We start from the raw sequence: 22,173 nt of genomic DNA, 5'->3' as shown, positions 1-22,173 counted from the left end.
ACACTCCCGTTTTAGAGATTGTTTGTAAATCAGCTAACTGTAAAGCCGGGCGTAATAACCTCCGAGCGCGAGCAGATCCTGATGCCGGCCCCGCTCAACGACTGTCCCTTGGTTCATAACCGTAATCAAATCTGCATGTTCCACGGCGCTGAGACGGTGCGCGATCAGAATAGTCGTACGCCCCTTCATCAGTACGTTCAGAGCCTGCTGTACCCAATGCTGGGATTCGTTATCCAGTGCAGAGGTTGCTTCGTCCAGCAGGAGAATTGGTGCATTCTTAAGAATCGCCCGCGCAATCGCAATGCGTTGCCTTTGTCCGCCTGACAACGATGCGCCTCTCTCTCCAACCGACGTTTGATACTGCTCAGGAAGTTCCTGAATAAAATGATGAGCGTATGCCGCCTTGGCAGCTTCGACAACTTCTTCATCCGTGGCTTCCGGCTTGCCATAGCGGATATTTTCCTCAATCGTGCCTGCAAACAAGAACGGCTCCTGCGGAACATAAGCAATCTGCCTGCGGATTTCCTCCAGTGTGTAATGGCCAAACGCTTTGCCTTGGAGCAGGATTTCTCCACTGTCCACCGGATAAAAGCCGAGCAATAGCTTGATCAGCGTACTTTTGCCGCTACCGCTGGCTCCCACAATTGCTGCGACCTGGCCGGGAAACACCTTCAAGGACATGCCTTCAATCACCTTTTTATCCATCTGATAGGAAAATTCCACATCGCGAAACTCCACCGCAGCATCCGAAAAATGTTTACTATCTGGAGATCCTAGTCGCTCTGGTTCCTCTTCCTCTGCAAGTACCTCTTGAATCCGGTGAGCCCCCGCGAGCGAATTCTGAGTCATGGACAGAACCATCCCCAGGTTCAATAAAGCGTGCGTCAGATTCACTTGCAAAACCGCCAGGGCAGCAACACTCCCCATTCCCATAAGTCCATAGGCATAGAGAAGACTACCGATGACGATAATGCCACAGAACGTGACGTAACTAATAAAATGATTCACCGCAGCCTGCATGCCGTTCTTCTGTGCAGTTTGCCGAAGCGTCTGGGTCATCTGTTCGTTCAACGTCTCATACTGGCTATAAATCGAACGGATTCGAAACAGTTTCACCATCTGAATGCCGCCCATGAAATCTTTGAATTTTTCAGTCATTTTACCAAGCGTTTGCAATCCTTGTTCGGACAAGACACGAATATCTCGTGCAAATTTCAGGCTGACCGCGGAGGACAATAGCAGAATGACAAAAGATACGCCAGCAAACCGCCAATCGATCAACACCATGGAAACAATAGAGCCGATGCAAAAAACAACTTGTAGCAACAGAACGAAGTAAACCTGTGAAAATGTAAACTCAACTGTCGTTACGTCGTTGTTCACCCGCGACAACAAGTCCCCGTGGTGCGTTTGCTCCAGGAATCTCGGACGTACTCGGCATAGTTTGTTATAAAGACGCTCGCGGATGTTCAGTACAGTCAGCTCGACACTCCGCTGGTACAAGTAAATGAACCAGGGCGAAATGATATTTTCCAGAAACAGCGCCGTGCCCAAAATGATAAAAGCATTCACCATCAGAGACGTGTCTCGAGATACGGCGAAATCAACCAAGTTATGTACGACCAAACTGAAGGCGATCAGAAACAATGTCTGGGTGAGAGCCGTTACAGCCAGGCCGGTGGCGTACTGAGTTTTTTGCTTGCGGTTCATAAATGTCAGCAAATAGCCAAGTTCTTTAACTTGCGAGATCCATCCGCCCTTTTTCATGTGTGCGCCACCTCCCTGCGTTCGGCGGACTCGGTAAACTCCTGGTAGTAAGACTGGGCATACAGCCCATTCATCCCCAGTAATTGTTCATGAGTGCCCTTCTCCACAATATTTCCCTGTTCCATGACCCAAATCTCGTCGACACTTTGTACCGTAGAAAGTCGGTGAGCAATAACCATCGTTGTTCTCTGTTTCATCAATACACCCAGAGCTTTCTGAATCGCACTTTCCGACTCCGGATCAAGGGCCGACGTAGGCTCGTCCAACAACAGCACGGGAGCATCCTTTAAAAAGGCCCGAGCCATGGCGATACGCTGACGCTGTCCGCCGGACAAAAATCCTCCGCGCTCTCCGACATACGTCTGGTATCCATCAGAGAGCTGCATAATGAAGGAATGCGCCTGAGCAACTTTGGCAGCTTCAATAATCGCGTCCATCGATGCTCCCTCCTGCCCGTAGCCAATATTTTCGGCAATCGTCCCGCTAAACAAATACGAATCCTGAGTGACCACGGAGAAATGTGACCGCAGTTGCTCCGGATCGGCACCATCAATCTGGCTGCCAAACACGCGAATTTCACCTTCGCTTTTCTCCGGTAGCGGATAAAAGCCGCAAATCAGCTTAAACACCGTGCTCTTCCCTCCGCCGCTCGCCCCGACAAGAGCAATCGTCTTACCCTCCGGTACCGAGAAGCTAACATTCCGCAGGATCGGAGAGTGATCTTCATATCCGAAGGTTACATTCTTAAATTCAATAGGAGCTGCGTTGGCCTTCGGAATTAAACGGCCATTTTCTGTTTCGGTTGGTTGCTCAACGATGTCGGAAACCCTTCTCAAGGCACCGGCCATTTCGAACGTACGCGTGATAAGCTCGGGAATATGTTCCAGCGGTTCCAGACACAGATTCAGCAAGTATAAGAAGGCTACAAGTTCTCCCGCGCCTAACTGCCCTTGATAGATCAAATAACTTCCGTAACTGACTGCAAAAATGATCGGACTGATCATCAGTGTAGAAAGCAACGGGTTGACCCAGGCTTCCCGCTTTTTTACCGCCAGTTTTTTTTGAGCTGTCAATTGCAGCAACACTTGGTAGGATCGAGATAACATTCCGGATAACAGGTAGCTTTTTACAACAGGCATCCCCCCGAGCGTATCCTGGAGGTTAACGTTCATTCGGCCCATATTGGTCTGAGCTTCCTCCGTCAACCGCTCCAATTGCTTGCCAATCCACTGAGAAACCAGCAAGGCTACCGGAAATAACAGCAGACTGTACAGCATCAGCTCCCATTGGAGGTAGATCAAATATGCAAAACAGCCAATGAACAATAGCGGATGATAGAACCACTGGGCAAAATCCCGAATCATAAACTGCTGGATGAGCTGCAGATCATTGTTGATCCGTGACAGCATGTCACCAGAGTGTTGCTTTTCCAAATCGGAGACCCGAAGTTTGCCAATATGACGCATGACATCGTTACGGACATCCTGAACCGCAGAGGCACTGCTTCGCTCCACGCCGAAACTCATGAAAAACTTCGCAGGTACACCGATCAGGATGACCACAAAGACCGCATACACGATCTGTAACACGATTGGCCCTGCCCCTTTCTCGGCCTGCGTGGTCAGTTGCTCGATCAGACTTCCCGTCCATATCTCAATGACGGCCGCAGCAATTGCGGACAATATACCGACGATCATCCAGCCCTTGTGACGGCCTACATAAGACATCAGCCAGCGAAACGCTTTCCATGTGGCGTAAGCGGTGTGACGCTTGGAAGGTTCCGCTGTGACTTGTTCTCGAACGAATGGTTGCCGCTCAGCTTCCATGCAGTACTCCAGCCTCCGCCTCGATCTGCCGCTTAACTTGCTCTAAAATATCCCGGATGACGACGGCCGTTTCGTCCACACGCACAAGCTCTAATAGTTCTTCATGCGCGCCTTCCAAACGATAGTCGGTGTAAGCTTGCCTTGTCGCACGCCTCCAGGATGGCAATTGGTGCTCCAGACGAAACGCCTCGCTGTCCTTCGCAATCAATTCATAAATCCGGGCCGAGATCGTTCCAGAATTAATAAGCTGTGCCTCGTACATCAAGGTCGCTTTAACCTTACGATGAACCCGCTCCCGTACGAGTGAGTTACTCATTAATTCCTTCTCTTCTTCGTCAAAATCGGCAAGCATTTCTTCAAGCTCTTTCTCTGACGTTTCAGCAGGCGTCAGCGTTTCCTTAATCCACGAGTCCACCATAAGCACGTCCGTTACGACATGCCCTCTTTTTTCCATCACTTTAGCTACCTCAAACGTCAGGTTGCCTCCAAAGCAATAACCGAGTAACACGTAGGGCCCTTCTGGCTGGATGCGAACAATCTCATCCACATAGCGGTTCAGCATGGACTCGTAATCGGTGGCATCGTCGATAAAATCAATACCGTAGAGTATGAATCGTCCATCGAGCCTACTTGCGAGTTCCCGGTAACCTATGCCGAAGCCGCTACCGGGAGGGAAGCAGAACACGTTAAGATCACCTGTTTTATTCAACTTAATGAAAGAGTCTCCCCCTTGATCTAGCCCCATATCTCCCTCTCCAAAAGCCATGGCTTCAACGGTGAAATGATGGAACTCGCGGTTCAGCGGGATCTCAATTCCTGTTTCATCGTAAACAGCTTGAACGAGCCTCATCAGGCTTAACGAATTGCCTCCAAGTTCAAAAAAGTTATCCTTTACGCCAACCTGCGGAACGGCAAGCGTATCTTGCCATACACGGGTGATTTTCATCTCAAGCAACGTTCTCGGCGCGACATATTCGGCTTCCCTGGCCGCGGTTTCCCCTGGCGCGGGCAATGCTTTGCGGTCAATTTTCCCGTTCGAGGTCAGCGGCATCTGCTGAAGCTGAACGAAGTGAGAAGGAATCATATACCCCGGAAGTTGCTTGGAGAGTTCCTCCTTAAGTTCATGCGCCGAAAACCTGGTTTCTGCGACGTAATACGCAACAAGAAGCTTATTACCGTTCGCGTCGTCGCGATCAAGCACTTTGGCTTCCTGCACAGCTTCAATCTTCAGCATCTGGTTCTCGATCTCATCCAACTCGATCCGGTACCCACGAATTTTCACCTGATGGTCGATCCGGCCCAGATATTCGATATTGCCGTCTGGCAACCAAGTCGCCAAATCGCCCGTGCGGTACAGTTTCTCCCCCTTTACAAACGGGGAATTGACGAACTTCTCCTCTGTTAGATCCGGACGGTTCAGGTATCCTCTCGCAAGGCCTTCCCCGGCAACGAACATTTCACCCGCTACACCAATTGGAACGGGTTGGCGGTTTTCATCCAGAACATACACACGAAGCGTAGGGATAGGCTTGCCGATATTACTCTTCGCCGCCTCTATTTCGGTCCACGTAATTTCCTTATATGTCACATGAACAGTCGTTTCCGTAATGCCGTACATGTTGATCAGCTTTGTCTCCGGGTACTTCGTCTTGTAACCCTTGAGTAATAACGGACTGAGCGCTTCGCCTCCGAAGATGACGTTACGAATCCGTAGATGATATGCATGATCGACCAAGACCTTACGGAGCAACTGGTAAAAATACGTTGGCGTCTGATTCAAAATCGTAACTTGTTCGCGGCTTAGCAGCGTCAGAAAATCAGCGGGACTTTTCGCCGTCAGCGGTGGTACGATGACCAGCTTACCTCCATTCAGCAACGCTCCGTACATTTCCCAAACAGAGAAATCAAAGCAGAAGGAGTGGAACAGTGTCCATGTGTCAGCTGGCCCAAAATCGAACAAGTTCTTGTCGTTAAACAGAAGGCGCACGACATTTTTATGCTCAATTAGCGTTCCTTTAGGTTTACCAGTCGTTCCTGACGTGTAGATAACATAGGCCAAGTTCCCCGATCCAGATATCGGTTCTAAGTTTGAAGAGTCCAGTGTACCTTCGGAGCCGAGCCCATTCTCTTCCCAAACAAAATGATCTAATTCAAGCCGAGTCCCTGCGAAGTCGGTCTTTTCATGCAAATGCTTTTGAATCAGTAATAACGGTGCGCCTGAATCTTCAATCATGAATCGGATGCGCTCCTCTGGATAATCGGGATCGACAGGCACGTAAGCCCCGCCGGCTTTGAGAATCGCTAGGATGCCAACAACCATATCAATCGAGCGTTCAGCTAGAATCGCGACCAGTTGGTCGGCTTTGACTCCTGTTTCCCGCAGCTTCCGCGCAAGGCGGTTGGATCGTTCGTTTAATTCGCGGTAAGTCAGCTGCGCTTCATTCATGACAACAGCTACGTTATCCGGGTAAACCACTGCCCGTTCTTCAAACAAGCCGTGAATGGTTTGCCCGCGTTCAAATCCGGTTTCGGTGGCATTAAATTGATTCAGGAGCGTTTCCCTCTCATCTGGAGATAGTACATCGGCTTGTCCAATCTCCAGATCCGGCTGAAATAAAAGTAAGGATAGTAGTCGAACCAGATGGTCGGCTGCCTGTTCCACAAACGCATGCTCATACCGCTGCCCGTCATAGCTTATCTCCAACTTGATCGAGCTGTCTTCGCGGTCGAAGCGAAAAATCATATCGTTCACCATCCGGTTGCTCAGCGGTTCAGGATGAATCGGGGCGAAGGTGACCACGGTATTAATGACCGGGAAGCCGTCCTTCGTGTAACCCAGATGGAGCGGCTCCACCATTTTCCGAAAAGGCAGGTGCTGATGCTCCAGCGCCTCGCCGATGGAGGTTTTAATTCCTCCAAGTAACGTTTTAAGCGTCGTCTGATGGCTTACAGCCGTTTTGATGACCAGGATTTCATGGGACGTCGGCATCTCATCCGCTTCTGCATGATAAGAAGGCATACCGACCAGTACTTGACCCTGCCCTGTATATTTGAACAGCAGGCCTTTTACTCCTGCCAAAGCAACCATGTATATCGCCAAATTGGAACCACTCGCTAGGCCAATAATTCTCTCCGAGAGCTCGCTTGGCAGAATGCGGTGAAGCAAGCCCGGCTTGGCCTGGACTTCCCCACTTGCAGAACATTTGGAGGATTGACTGTAAGGAAGGAAGCTCAGGCTGTCACTGGCATCAAACTTGCTGCTCCAGTACTGTTCTTCCTTTTCAAATAAAGATTTCATGGATACCTCCTCTAAAATGAAGTGACCGCATGCCCCGCGCAGATCCAAAATGTTTGTTTTCGGATCTGTGCATCTATGGGCTTGCATGTTGTTCGTCATCTTACTTGGTATGCGTGCAGATTTCGCTAGACATCAAAGGTACGTCTGTAGAGTTAAAACGCGAATTCGATTGTATCCACCGCATTCTTTCCGTCTGTCTCCGGTTTATGGCATTCAATGCGGTTTAGCTCAAGGTGTGGATTTTCCACGATTTGAGACAGCACCCGCAGGTAATCCTCGGACAAGGTACGAATCATCGTCTCTTTGAACAGCTTCGTGGCATAGAAGAATCCCCCGCTCAGCGAGCCGTTGTTTTCATACATAAACAGGGTTAGATCAAACTTGGCTTCTTCCAACTGGTCGAGTTCAACATTTTTCAGGTTGACCCCTTCCAGTTCGACGTCGTGTTCTTCGATATTTTGCAAGTCGAAAACAGCATCGAATAACGGGAAGCGCCCTGGTTCCCGCTTCACATTCAAACGCTCCACAAGCTCTTCGAACGGATAATCCTGGTTCTCAAAAGCACCCAAAGCTGTCTCCTTCACTTCTTCAAGGTAGGACAAAAACGTTTTGTCGCCTGAAGGACGATTGCGGAGCGCCAACGTATTAACAAACATCCCGATAACTGGCTCCAAATCGACATTCGTTCTTCCCGCCACCGGGGTACCCACGATGATATCCTCTTGTCCGCTGTACTTGGAGAGCAACAAGGTATACGCCGCTAGTAGCACCATGTACAGCGTGCTTTCTTGCTGGGCTGCCAATTGACGCAATCGCTCAGAGAGAGAAGCATCAACGTCGAAATCCAGATGCATGCCTTCGTAATCGCGAATCGCAGACCGTTCATAGTCCATCGGTAAGTCGGCCCTTGGGAGCTCGCCTTCAAAGGCTTTCAGCCAGTACGCTTCCTGCCGCCCGATCCGGTCTTGGTAATCCTTAGAGTGTTGCCAAACAGCATAATCTTTGTATTGAATCCGTAGTGGAGGCAGTTCTTCACCGGCATATAAACTTGAGAACTCATCCATCACAATTGCCATCGATACGCCGTCGGACACAATATGATGCATATCGAACAGGAGAATATGCAGGTCCCGCTCCAGTTCTATGACTCCGGCGCGCAGAAGTGGCGGCTTGCCAAGGTCAAACGGGCGAACGAAGCCGCGAATGGTCTGCTCCATTTGAGTCACATCCTCTGGATCTGCTTGATGGTGTTCGATAGCAAAATCAACCTGCTGGTAAATGCGCTGAACCGCTTCACCCTTCACAACTTCAAAACCGGTACGTAGTGATTCATGGCGAGTTATCAATTTACGCATGGCATCTTCAAAACGCTCTAAATCAAACTCACCTTCCAACTGCACCAGTTCCGGCATGTTATAAAGCTGGTCTGCTCCGTCCAGCGTGTGCTGAATGAACAATCGCTTCTGCGCAGAGGAGAGAGGGTAGTATTCTCTCACATCCGCTTGAGGAATGGCGTCATGCTCCCGTCGCTCCATCCGGGCGACTACCTCGGCCATCGCTGCAATGGTCGAGTGACGGAATACGTCGCGCAGCGGCAGATTGACATTTAATTTCTTAAATACCTTGCCTGCCAATGACGTTGCCCGTAGAGAGTGACCACCAATGTCAAAGAAGTTCTCATACACGCCGATCTCCTTCGTTAGCCCCAGCACCTCTTGCCAAATCGAGGCCAATTTCATTTCCAGTTCATTGCGCGGTGCGACATACTCCGCTCCGCTTCCTGCCTCCCCTTCCGGGGCTGGCAACGCCTTCCGGTCAATTTTTCCGTTTGGCGTCAGAGGCAGATGCTCCATCTTCACGAAGTACGATGGGATCATATACCCTGGCAACTCCTGTGCCAGCGCTCCACGCAGATCGTTTACTGCCAGATTCGTTCCTGTATCCGGTGTGTAATATGCACATAGCACTTTCTGCCCGTTTGCGTCATTTCGAACCAGCACCACGGCTTCGCGTACATTTTCCACCCGCAAGAGTTGTGACTCGATCTCGCCCGTTTCGATCCGATACCCCCGGATTTTTGCCTGGTTGTCCATCCGACCGATAAAGTCCACGTTGCCGTCTTTTGTCCATCTCGCCAGGTCTCCCGTGCGATACAAACGCTCACCTGCTGAGAACGGGCTGTCTACGAACTTCTCTTCTGTCAGCTCTGGACGGTTCAAGTATCCGCGTGAGACCCCAACTCCGCCAATAACCAACTCGCCCAGCACCCCGACAGGCACGGGATTTAAATGTGCATCCACAATGTAAAACTTCGCATTTAACCACGCTTTGCCGATAGGCACATGCCCTGCCTCGGGAAGCATTCCCAGTGGCTCATCATAGAAACTGGAGTCGATCGCTGCTTCCGTTACACCGTAGGCGTTGATGATTCGGAATTTCGAGCCAAAACGTTCCTGCAAGGTTCGATAGTCTCCTACGCTGCAGCTGTCTGAACTTGTAATGAGCAGTTCCATCTGACTCATATCCAGCTGATTTTCATGCACATATTCCATAAACGGCACAATCAGCGCTGGCGTCGATTCAAAAATGGTCACTTGCTCCTGCTCGATCCAGTGGTGCAGACGCGATGGATCGATCCGGTCGTCCTTCGGCACAATGATCATTGCGCCTCCGTTATACAGCGTGCGTGCAATATCACCCACAAATACGTCAAACGAGAAGCTGGCAAGCTGCAATAGCCGCACCGGGAACTGATCTAATCGATATTCCCGTCGGTATCCTGCCGCCGTATTCACCAGACTGCGGTGCTCAACCATGACGCCTTTGGGCTGTCCTGTTGTTCCCGACGTATAGATCACGTAGGCCAGATCCTCTGAACGGGCTTCGTGGAAATCATCCATGCCAGAACTCAGCGGCGCATTGGCCCGCTCCTCGCTGTAGGATGCTTCGTCATCGAGATACAACACTTCCGCCAACGCCAGTTCCTCTGCTGTGAGCCAAGCTTCAGCACGCTCTCGCAGTGGCGTTTGCGTGAGTAGCACCTTCGCTCCACTGTCTTCGAGCATGAACCTCACGCGGTCTGCCGGGTAATCCGGATCGAGCGGTACATACGCGCCGCCTGCTTTCCAGACGGCCAGCACAGCTACCAGCAAATCCACTGAACGTTCGGCAAGAATGCCGACGATGGATTTCCGGCCGATGCTACTTGCACGCAGTGTAGCGGCCAAACGGTTCGCCCGTTCATTCAGTTCCGTATACGTTAGCCGTTCGTTTTCGTACACAACAGCCTCCGATTCAGGCGCGTGTTGCGCCTGTTCCTCAAACAGACGGTGGAACGCAACCGCAGGAGCAACTTCCACTTCCAGCTGCACCGGGTTAAATGCGCTGAGCATTTCTTTTTCCTCAGCCGTTAAAAAGCTCAGCTCAGCAATCTTCGCATCCGGACGGCTTACAATCGTGACAAGCAACTGCTCATAATGTTTGGCCAGCTGTTCGATGGTTTCCCTTTTATAAAGAGCCGTCGCATATTCGAAGCTGTAATCCAAGCCGCCGTTCTCCTCACCTACATCCAAGCTAATATCAAACTTGGCGGTATCCATTGCGCTCGGATAAGAAGTCAAGCGGAGCCCTTCCAACTCGAATTCCTCGTTCTCCGTATTCTGCATCGTAAACAACGTGTCAAAAAGGGGATTACGACTTAAATCACGGGTGACTTGCACCTTGTCCACCAATTCTTCGAACGGATAGTTTTGATGCTCGAAAGCATGAAGGGTCGTTTCTTTAATCTCGTTCAGGTATGACAGGAATGTCTTCTCCGAAGACGGATAACTGCGAATCGCCAGTGTATTCAAGAAAATCCCGATTAACGGTTGCACATCTCCATGGTTCCTTCCGGCAATTGGCGTACCAACAACTACATCTTCCTGACCTGAATATTTGTGCAGAAGCACGTTATAAGCAGCAAGCAACACCATGAACAGTGTCGTGCCCGTTTCTGAAGCCAACTGTTTCAGGGCATCGGTTTTCGAAGCTTCTAAGAAAAACTCCAGTGTGTGACCATCGTAGCTCTGCACAGCAGGACGCGGATAATCGGTTGGCATTTCCAGCACCGGAAGTTCTCCTTGGAACATGTCCAGCCAGTACGTTTCCTGATGCTGAAGCCGTTCCTTCTGCTCCTGTGAATGTAGCCAAACGGAATAATCTTTGTACTGAATGCGTAAAGGCTCCAGTTGTTCTCCCCCATATAAGCGGACGAATTCTTCAACAAAGATCTCCATCGATACACCGTCGGAAATAATATGATGCATATCGTACATTAGAATATGGCGTTCCGGAGCAAGCTGGACAAGGCCTACTCTCAGTAACGGAGGTTTCGCCAAGTCAAACGGACGGACAAAACGATGAACGATCTCTTCGACCTCTTGCTCATCTGCTGAATAGAACTCCACGGCCAAATTCAAGTCTTGGTAAATCCGTTGCGCTGCTTCGCCATCCACCATCTCGAAACCGGTGCGCAACATTTCATGTCTATCCACGAGCTTACGGAATGCGTCTTCGAACCTTGCACGATCCAAAGCCCCCTCTAGCACCATGGCTTCCGGCATGTTGTAACTAAGCTCCGCACCTTCTAGTTGATTCAAAATAAAGAGACGTTTTTGAGCAAAAGATTGTGGGTACACCTCACGTCTCTCCGCCAGCGGAATAGCAACGAATTTCTGCTCATCTAGCCGGGAAATGGCAACCGCCATGTTCTCGATCATAGAATGACGAAACACCTCTCGCAGTGGCAGATCCACGTTCAACTCTTTATGAATCTTGCTGACCAGTGTCGTTGCCCGTAGGGAGTGACCGCCGATGTCGAAGAAGTTCTCGTACACGCCGATCTCCTTCGTAAGCCCCAGCACCTCCTGCCATATCGAGGCCAATTTTCTTTCTAGCTCATTGCGTGGTGCGACATACTCCGTTCCGCTTCCTGCCTCCCCTTCCGGCGCTGGCAACGCCTTCCGATCGATCTTTCCGTTCGGCGTCAGAGGCAGACAGTCCATTTCCACGAAGTACGATGGAATCATGTATCCCGGCAACTCTTGTGCCAGTGCACCTCGCAGAACGTTCATTGCCAGATCCGTTCCCGTATTCGTTGTGTAATACGCGCATAACATCTTCTGTCCTTCTCCATCAGTTCGAACCAGAACGACTGCTTCGCGGACACCTTCCACACGCAACAGCTTCGCTTCGACCTCACCTGTTTCAATCCGGTAGCCCCGAATTTTAGCCTGGTTGTCCATTCGACCGATGAAATCCACGTTGCCGTCTTCCATCCACCTCGCCAAGTCTCCTGTACGATACAACCGCTCACCTGCGGCAAACGGACTGTCTACGAACTTCTCCTCTGTTAATGCTGGACGGTTCAAATATCCGCGCGAGACCCCAACTCCGCCGATAACCAGTTCGCCCAGCACCCCTACAGGCACCGGATTCAGGTGTGCATCCACAATGTAAAACCTCGCATTCAACCACGCTTTTCCGATAGGCACATGCCCTGTCTCGGGCAGCATTTCCAGTGGCTCGTCGTAGAAACTGGAGTCAATCGCCGCCTCAGTCACGCCGTAAGCGTTGATGATTCGGAATTGCGAGCCAAAACGTTCCTGCAAGGTTCGATAATCGGCCACGCTGCAGCTGTCCGAACTAGTGATGAGCAACTCCATCTGACTCATATCCAGCTGATTTTCATGCACATATTCCATAAATGGCACAATTAACGCTGGCGTCGATTCAAAAAGGGTCACCCGCTCTTGCTCGATCCAGTGGTGCAGACGCGACGGATCAATCCGGTCGTCCTTCGGCACAATGACCATCGTGCCTCCGTTATATAGCGTGCGTGCAATATCGCCCACAAACACGTCAAACGAGAAACTGGCTAGCTGCAACAGCCGTACCGGGAACTGATCTAATCGGTATTCCCGTCGGTATCCTGCCGCCGTATTCACCAGGCTGCGGTGCTCAATCATGACGCCTTTGGGCTGTCCTGTCGTTCCCGACGTATAGATCACGTAGGCCAGATCCTCTGGACGGGCTTCGTGGAAATCATTCATATCAGAACTCATCGGGGCATTGGCCTGCTCCTCGCTGTAGGATGCTTCGTCGTCGAGGTACAGCACTGCCGACAAAGCCAGTTCCTCTTCAACGAGCCAAGCTTCGGCACGTTCTTGAAGTGGTTTCTGGGTGAGTAGTACCTTTGCTCCACTGTCTTCCAGCATGAACCGAACGCGATCTGCCGGGTAATCCGGGTCGAGCGGTACATACGCGCCGCCTGCTTTCCAGACAGCCAGCACGGCTACCAGCAAATCCACCGAACGTTCGGCGAGAATGCCGACGATGGATTCACGGCCAATGCCACTTGCACGCAGTGTGGCCGCCAAACGGTTTGCCCGCTCGTTCAGCTCCGCATACGTTAGGCGGTCGTTTTCGTAAACGACGGCCTCCGATTCAGGCACGCGCTGTGCCTGCTCCTCGAACAGACGGTGGAACGCAGCTGCGGGAGCCGTTTCTGCTTCGGGTTGCGCCGGGTTAAATGCGCTGATCAATTCTTCCTTTTCCGCTATAGTCAACAGGTGTAGCTCAGCAATCTTCGCATCCGGACGGCTTACGATCGTCGCAAGCAAATGTCCGAAATGAGCCTGCAACCTTCGAATCGTGCTTTCTTTGTAAAGAGCCGTTGAGAATTCAAAGTTGCACTCCAACACGCCGTCTTCTTCTGTAACATCCACACTCAAGTCGAACTTGGCTGAGCCGTAGTCACTAGAGTACGGTGATAACTTCAGTCCTTTCAGTTCTACCTTTTTTTCCTCCAAGTTTTGCAGGGAGAACATCGTATCAAAGAGCGGGTTGCGGCTCAGATCACGAGTGACTTGCACTTTGTCGACAAGCTCTTCAAACGGGTAGCTTTGATGCTCGTAAGCTCCTAAAGTCGTTTCTTTCACTTCTTCCAAATACGAAAGGAAGGTCTTGTCCGAAGTCGGATAATTGCGAAGCGCCAGCGTATTAACGAACATTCCGATTAAAGGCTGCGTGTCTACATGTGTTCTGCCCGCAATTGAAGTTCCGACGATCAAATCGTCTTGACCTGTGTATTTATGCAATAGCACGGTATATGCCGCAAGTAACACCATATATAGCGTCGTTCCTCTTTGAGCGGCCAGTTGCTTCAAACATTCGTTCGTCTTCTCATCGACGAAAGATGTTAACGTCTGTCCTTCAAAACTTTGCACGGCAGGACGCGGGTAGTCGGTCGGCATCTCCAGCACTGGCAAATCGCCTTGGTAACGTTCCAACCAATAGCTTTCTTCCCGTTTCGACTGCTCCTTTTGCTCGTCTGACTGTTGCCATACCGCATAGTCCTTGTATTGAATGCGTAAAGGCTCTAATGTCTCGTCGCTGTATAGACGGACGAGTTCATCGACGAATACGTCCATCGAAACCCCGTCAGAGATAATATGGTGCATGTCAAACATCAGTAAATAACGTTCGGTCGCCAGCTCTACGAGTTTCGCTCGCAGCAGTGGAGGCTTCGCCAAGTCGAAAGGCTGGATGAAGGCCTGTACAACGTCTGGCGCTTCTTCCTCGTTCGCATGGCAGTACTCCACAGCAAAGTGGGCACTCTCATAAATGCGCTGTACTGCTTCGCCTTGCACGATCTCGAAGCCGGTTCGCAGCGTTTCGTGCCGTGCAATCAGTCCGCGGAAAGCCTTTTCCAGCAGACTCCGATCGATTGTTCCTTCCACCAGTAACACACCAGGCATGTTGTAGCTCTGATCTGCTCCTTCCAGCTGATTCAGGATATACAACCGCTTCTGAGCTGATGAAAGTGGATAATATGCTCTTCTGTCTGCCAACGGAATCGACGAGAACATCTGCTCTCCGATCCGGGATATGGCTAGGGCCATCTCTTCAATTGTCGAATAGCGAAATACGTCCCGCAGAGGCAATTCAACGTTCAACTCCTGGTGCACCTTACTTACGAGTGTTGTCGCCCGAAGTGAATGGCCGCCAAGGTCGAAGAAATTATCATGAACGCTAATGTGCGCGAGTCCGAGTACACTTTTCCAAATATCAGCCAGACTGGCTTCGAGTGGGGTCCGTGGTAGAGTCCCCTCTTCTCCAACCTGCAAGCTCTCCTCTGGCGCCGGGAGAGACCTGCGGTCAACCTTGCCGTTCGTTGTCAGCGGGAGTTGCTCTAGCTGGATCAAGTACGACGGAATCATATAGGCCGGTAGCTCCTGGGAAAGTACACTCTTCACCTCAGCCGCTGGAAGCTCAACGTCTGCTTCATAATACGCACAAAGTTGCTTTTCGCCGGAAGCACTCTCTCTGGCAAATACCGTTGTTTTCCGAATGCCCTCCACTTTCTGAAGCTGAGCTTCAATCTCGCCGAGTTCAATCCGGAAGCCACGAATCTTCACTTGGTCATCCGTCCGTCCAACGTATTCAATCGTACCGTCCGGCAACCATTTCGCTAAATCCCCCGTTCGGTACATGCGTGCTCCCGGTTCAAAAGGATGTTCCACGAATTTCTCTGCCGTCAGCTCAGGCCGGTTATTATAGCCCTGTACCAAGCCTTCTCCACCAACGCATAATTCGCCAGCCACACCGATCGGTAGAAGTTGGTTCCGGCTGTCGACGATATACACCGTTGTATTACTGATGGGTCTTCCTATAGGAACGGTAACGGCTGCGTCATCAATGAAGTCGACCGGAAGGTATGTGGTATACACTGTGCTTTCCGATGGGCCATACAGGTGGTTAAGTTTTCCTGGTCCGATATGGGCGAGCGCTTTACGCACATGGCCAACCGACACTCGCTCTCCTCCGAACAATATTGCCCGGACATCTCGCAAGCAGTCGATGTTCACATCTATAAGCACGTTGAAAAACGCCGTCGTTATCAGCATCACCGAGATGTGCTCACGCTGAATGAGATCCGCTAACTGACCAATCTCCAGCACAGTCTCACGAGGAACCAGTACTAACCTTGCTCCGTTGGTTAAAGCACCAAAAATATCGAAGATCGCTCCGTCAAACGAATAACTCGAAAGCTGGAGGACATGATCGTGCTCCGTGATGTCGATATAATTCGTATTTCGCACGATACGCACGATGTTACGATGTGAAACAAGGTTTCCTTTCGGCTTGCCCGTCGTGCCTGACGTATAGATGATGCATGCCAGATCTGTCGCTTCTGTGCCTGGATGTAGATCAGTGCTGTCCTCGTGATAGAAAAATTCATCATCCAATAAGATCACGGAGTCCGAATCCGTCAGACGTTCACGCAAGTGGCTCTGGGTCAGCATGACCTGAGCTCCCGAATCCTCGATCAGAAAACGGATACGCTCCTCTGGATATTCTGGATCAATTGGTACGTAACCCGCCCCGGCTTTGTGTGCCGCCAGCATACCCACCACCATTTCAATGGAACGCTCAGCCATAATAGCGACTAGTCTCCCTCGGGTTATCCCGTGACTACACAAGGTACGGGCAAGGCGGTTGACACGTTCATTCAGAGCGCGGTAGGTCATCTCGTGTCCATTCAAGGTGACAGCAGTTGCATCTGGGATGCGCCCCGCTTGTTCCTGGAACAATTGAATGAGCGTCTTATCGCGAGGAAACGCTGTGGTGGTATCGTTAAAACGTTCGAGTAGGTCCGTCTTTTCTGCCTCCGTCACAAGTTCCAACTCACCCACCGCAATTTTCGGATTAGCCGTCACCTGCTCCAGCAGATGTACGAGATGCCCCTTCAGTCGCTCGATACTATCTTTGTCGAACACTTCAGCATTAAAATCGAACCTGATTTCGATCTCGGCTCCTGGTGATACGGTCACGTTGAAGTTATAGTTCGTCTGCTCCTCCATCTGAACGTCTGCGATCGTCAGTTCCCCATGGTTCTGGTCGCCCGCTTGCTCCATCTGTTCATCTACAGGATAATTCTCGAAAGCGATGATATGGTTGATCAGGTTCTGCTTTTGCAAGCTGAGGGCTTGAATCTCATACAGCGGATAGTAATCATAACTCCCGGACTCCAGCGCTCGCTCCTGAAGCTTCACCATCAGGTTGGCAAATACGGTGTCGGCTTCACTCGTGACACGAACCGGAACTGTATTGATAAACAGACCGATCATGGACTCAACGCCTGGAATCTCCACCGGTCTTCCGGCTACAACGCTACCAAATACGGCATCGTGGGTTCCGTTATATTTTTGCAACATTACACCCCATGTAGCCTGCAAAAGTGTATTTACCGTAACCAGGTGCTGTTTCGCTACCTGATCCATCCGTTCACTTAAATCCTTGCCCAGCAGAGCTGTGACGTGATCGGCTTTAAATCTGTTATGCGGCGCTGATTCCTTTTGCCCGGGGAGTACCGTTTGCCCCTCATAACCTGCCAAGAATGCCGTCCAATAATCGGATGCTACCTTTTCGTCCTGCTTCTCCAACCATTCGATATAAGTACCGTAATCTGCTCCTTTATCTACCACCGGTTGCTCACCAGAGATCAAAGCAGAATACACCTCAAACAGCTCCTGTGTCAGCTGAGACAGACACCAACCATCCATTAAAATATGCTGGAAACTCCACAATACATGGTAGCTTTGCTCTTCAGTACGGAGGATCGTAAAGCGAACAAGTGCATCATGTTCCATGTCGAAGCCGCGAAGTTTGTCATCCTCAGCCTTTTTGTCCAGATAGGCCTGTTTCTGTTTTTCATCCATTTTCAAATGAAGCAACTCTTCATATTCGAAGCCAACTGGTTTATCACGGTACACAATTTGCAACGGCTCCCCTGTCGGACCTTTCACAAAATTCGCCCGTAACACCAGATGTCGTTTCGCAAGCTCCATCCAGCTTTTCTCGAAAAGCTGGACATTGAGTGCTCCCCGCATCGTAAATCGCGTCTGCTCGAAGTAAGCGGCTGTTTGCTGATCAAGCGCGCTGTGGAACCACATACCCTTTTGCATCGGCGTAAGCGAGTAAATATTTTCGATTTCCCCGAGATGACCGGAACGCTGAGCGATTTGCTCCAATGCTGTAATGGTCAAACCTTTAAATTGTACGTCGCTTGGTGTCAGTTCGGTATGTTCTTTCCCTACACAGTGCGCTATGAGCTCTCGGAGACTTTGCTCAAGTCCTTGAGCAAAAAATTCCATTGTTTCCTTCCGATACTGCTTTCGACTGTAGCTAAGATCAAGCGATAAAGCTCCGTCCAGCACCATGCCGTTAATATCCAGCACAAAGCTGCGGGCCTGCCGATCACTAGCCGGGCTACCACTGGAATAAGCTGATATGCCGATCTCATCTTGATTGACATCATCGTCGAACTGACCGAGGTAATTAAAATTAATTTCCGGCTCTGCGCCCCAAACCAAGCTATCCTCCGACTTGGAGAGATAACGGCATACGCCATAGCCAAGACCTTTGTTAGGAATGCGGCGCAAACGTTCCTTGACCTGTTTAATCTGGTAGGCCAAATCCCGATCGCTTTCCGGCTCCAGGACCACTGGGAATTTGGTCGTAAACCAGCCAACTGTGCGATTAATGTCGATATCAGTTCCGATGGATTCACGTCCATGTCCTTCGAGATTGATCCGCACACGTTCGTGTCCTGTCCAATTGCGAATGGCTATGCCGAGCGCCGTAATTAAAATATCATTCATTTCAGTGTTATAAGCTCGATGAACCCGCTTCAGTAACAGCTCTGTTTCTTCGGGAGTTAAACGGACGAATAGTGATTCGCTGTCTTGTTGTGTCGTCATATCCGTCTCCATATCCTTCGGTATGGCCGGAACCTCAATTAGCTCCACGTCCTGCCAGTAGGCTCGCTCCTTCGCAAGCTCCGCACTTTGTGCGTAAGCGGCCAGTTGTTCTGACCAAGTGCGGTACGCATCCGTTTTCGCCGGGAAACGAATGTCCTCGTTTTTGACTGCTTGCTCGTAACCCAGTGCGAAATCCTCCATCAAAATACGCCAAGATACACCGTCCACCACGGCATGGTGAACCGTCAGTAACAGATGATCCCCATCCGCACACTGAAACAGTCCTGCTTTCATAAGAGGCCCATTCTCCAGATCAATACCTGCTTGAATGTCCGTTGCCTTCGCTTCCACAACCTGCCCGGTGTGTTGCTCATCCTTGAAGTCGAACACATCCAGAGTGAACAACCCGCCTTCCTGAATTGCTCGGTTCCGGGCGCTAAACCCTTGTTCCGTCTTACGGAATACCATTCGCAAAGCGTCATGATGTTCGGCCAGCTTTTGCAGTACATGTCCTACCGTTTCTTCGTCGAATCGGTCCTTTCGGTACAGCATCACCGACTGATTGAAATGATGGGAATCCACAAAGGAGCTCTCGAAAAACCATTGCTGGATCGGCGTCAGTACTGTTTCACCCGTAACTTCTCCTTGATCGATGGTACGTCCAATCGGTTTCACATGCAGACTGAGCTGTGAGATCGTCGGATATTTGAACAAATCCCGGATTTCCAGCTTGTACCCGGCTTGATGAAGACGCGAAGATACTTGAATGGACTTAATCGAGTCTCCACCAAGCTCAAAGAAGTGATCCGTTACCCCAACGCGATCAGCGTTCAATACGGCCTGCCATACATCAGCAAGAGTCCGCTCCACTTCATTTCGGGGAGCTACGTACTCGCCTCCAATCAGTGCATTTCCTTCTGGGGCAGGCAAAGCCTTGCGGTCAATTTTGTCGTTCGGCGTAAGGGGCATCCTTGGAAGCTGAACAAAATGGGCCGGAATCATGTAATTCGGCAAGTTTTGTGCCAGCGTGCTTCTCAGCTCACCTAGTGTAAGTGGGTGGCTCGCGACCAGGTAAGCACACAGTTCTTGGCCGCTTTTACCTTCCCTCGCTATTACGATTGTCTCCTGCACAGAGTCAATCTTCAGAAGTTGCTCTTCAATCTCCCCAATCTCGATTCGGAATCCACGGATTTTCACCTGATGGTCGATCCGTCCCAAATACTCCATATTCCCGTCTGGAAGCCAGCGGGCCAGATCTCCCGTCCGGTAAAGGCGTTCTCCCGGTGCAAACGGATGTTCCACGAACTTCTCTGCCGTTAGCTCCGGTTGGTTCAGATAACCTCTCGCAAGTCCCACACCTGCCACGCACAACTCGCCGTCCACTCCTGGAGGTACAAGTTGCAGGTGGGCATCCAGAATAAAAATCTGGTGATTCGCCAGTGGCCGCCCGATCGGAATCACTCTGTGTTCCGGTTGCTCCTCATTCGCATCCCAAAGTGTCGTAACAATGGACGCTTCAGTAGGACCATAAGCATTGAAATAGTGAACCTTCGTTTTCCACTGTTGCACGAATTCGGCTGATACTGCCGAGCCTCCCGTTACGAGTTTCGTTAAACTAGGGAGTTGATCCGGGTGCAAATAAGCGCTATACGTTGGCGGCAAAATGGTCGCTGTAATTGCATGCTCATTCATATAACGCTCGAACAAACGAGTGTCGAGAATCGTTTCGGCTGTAGGAATGTACAAAGTCGCACCAAAGTAGAGCGCTTTGAACATTTCCCAGCAGGATGCATCGAATGACAGGCTGGCGAATTGAACAATTCGGTCTCGCTCCGTAATACCAAGCCTGTCTGCAAACATCAATTTCAAGCTTACCAAACCCCGATGCTCCAGCATGACTCCTTTGGGTTTGCCTGTCGTACCTGACGTATAGATGACATAAGCGAGGTCATTCGGACCACTAGCGAGCTCCAGATCCGCCCCATCGTTGTCATAGGAGTTCTCGTCATCCAGTGCAAGAACAGTCCCTTTGAAAGGTACTTGGTGCATCAGTTCCCTTTGAGTCAGCAGTAACTGCGCGTTAGAGTCATCCAGAATGTAACGGATTCGTTCTTCGGGGTATTCGGGATCAATGGGCACGTAAGCACCGCCAGCTTTTAGAACCGCCAAAATACCAACAACCGTCTCTAGCGATCTCCTTACCATCAAGCCGACCAATTGATTGGGTAACACGCCGACGGATCGTAGCGTTCTCGCCAGCCGGTTAGCTCGTTCATTCAACTCCGCGTATGAAAGTTGCTGATTCTCAAAAACAACTGCCGTCGCTTCTGGCACCCGCTGTACCTGTTCTTCTATGAGTTGATGGATTGTCCAATCCCGGGCATAGTCCTGCTTGGTATCGTTAAAGCTTTGGAGCAATTTAATTTTCTCTTCTTCAGACAACATATCAATCTTCACGATGTCCAGTTCCAGCTCGTGGAGACCCACAGTTAACAGGCTGTTGAGATGACCAACAACCCGAGTCATGAATTCAGAATCATATAAATGCTCGTTGTATAAAAGAGCTAACTGTATGGTCCCGCCGGTTATGCTGAACTCAAAAGAACAATCCGTGACCACATATGGTGTGATTTCATCCGTGTGTAGCTCCTTTAGAGATACTAGTGTATGGATGATTGGCTTCCCGTCCTCATATTGCAAGTCCAGCTTCTCCGTCATTTTCGAGAACGGAATATGTTGATGCTGAATCACTTCCGGTAAGGAAGTCCTCAATTCATTCAGAAGTGTTTTAAAAGTCACACCCGCCGCAAACGAGTTTTTTAATATGACGGTATGATTAATGGAGCGTCGCTGTTCCGTCTTTTTCGGTACAATCGGCATACCAACCAAAATGTCGGAAGCGCCTGTATATTTATATAAAAGTGACTGCACACCCGCAAGCATAATCATAAACGTCGCCAGCGGAGTCCCCTTACTCATTTGTAGGACACGTTGCGACGCTTTCTCTGAAAGCGAACCACTAACGGTTGTCATCATGGGTCTTAAAGGGCTTTGCGTTTTGCTGTAAGGTAACCGCGTCAGAATATCATCATCACTACCGAGTTTTTCGTTCCAAAACAACGTTTCTTTTTCAAAAGCCACCTGGATCGTTCCCCTCTCTTCATCGGTAAAAGCAATCCGGCAGAGCCTATGCCGCAGCAATGCTCCCCGCCTTTTCAAAATGTGATAACAATAGCTATGGCTTATGCCAAATCACCGCTCTGCTTATCCAATTGATTGCATATGGCAATCTTCTGCCTGGTAACGATCTCGAACGACTACCCTGCTTGAAAAAAATAGAGACATCGTTTACGCAAAAGGTGTATCTGTTACTGACTCCCTTGCTTCAATATGTTTACTGTGAACACAGATGCCCGAAAACGGACCTTGCATTTAACCTTGGATTCGGAATTGGAATTAGAGGTGGACAAGGGAGGCT

General features: G+C 50.3%; 4 protein-coding genes. All 4 read right to left on the bottom strand.

From position 1 onward, the window contains the following. Positions 1-33 precede the first annotated feature (33 nt). The gene (locus tag H7T88_RS02855; RefSeq protein ID WP_221786774.1) at positions 34-1,767 is read right to left on the bottom strand and encodes an ABC transporter ATP-binding protein; all 1,734 of its coding nucleotides are present in this window, start codon (positions 1,765-1,767) and stop codon (positions 34-36) included. After that, positions 1,764-3,593 carry an ABC transporter ATP-binding protein gene (locus tag H7T88_RS02850; RefSeq protein ID WP_221786773.1) on the bottom strand — a complete coding sequence of 610 codons (1,830 nt, stop codon included), beginning with the start codon at positions 3,591-3,593 and terminating at the stop codon, positions 1,764-1,766. The genes H7T88_RS02855 and H7T88_RS02850 overlap by 4 nt, the downstream gene beginning before the upstream one ends. Further along, complete coding sequence (locus H7T88_RS02845) at positions 3,583-6,891, bottom strand: non-ribosomal peptide synthetase (protein ID WP_221786771.1); 3,309 nt, start codon at positions 6,889-6,891, stop codon at positions 3,583-3,585. The genes H7T88_RS02850 and H7T88_RS02845 overlap by 11 nt, the downstream gene beginning before the upstream one ends. Before the next feature lie 152 nt (positions 6,892-7,043). Continuing rightward, the gene (locus H7T88_RS02840) at positions 7,044-21,914 is read right to left on the bottom strand and encodes a non-ribosomal peptide synthetase (RefSeq protein ID WP_260510682.1); all 14,871 of its coding nucleotides are present in this window, start codon (positions 21,912-21,914) and stop codon (positions 7,044-7,046) included. Between the last annotated feature and the right edge of the window lie 259 nt (positions 21,915-22,173).

Origin of the sequence: Paenibacillus cucumis (ex Kampfer et al. 2016) (assembly GCF_019748695.1) — a bacterium.
In the GTDB taxonomy this organism is placed as follows: Bacteria; Bacillota; Bacilli; order Paenibacillales; family Paenibacillaceae; genus Paenibacillus; species Paenibacillus polysaccharolyticus.
This window is presented reverse-complemented; position numbering and strand designations above follow the sequence as displayed.

Coding starts and splice junctions, on each gene's coding strand:
- H7T88_RS02845 (WP_221786771.1), bottom strand. CDS start 6,891: ATGAAATCTTTATTTGAAAAGGAAGAACAGTACTGGAGCAGCAAGTTT.
- H7T88_RS02855 (WP_221786774.1), bottom strand. CDS start 1,767: ATGAAAAAGGGCGGATGGATCTCGCAAGTTAAAGAACTTGGCTATTTG.
- H7T88_RS02850 (WP_221786773.1), bottom strand. CDS start 3,593: ATGGAAGCTGAGCGGCAACCATTCGTTCGAGAACAAGTCACAGCGGAA.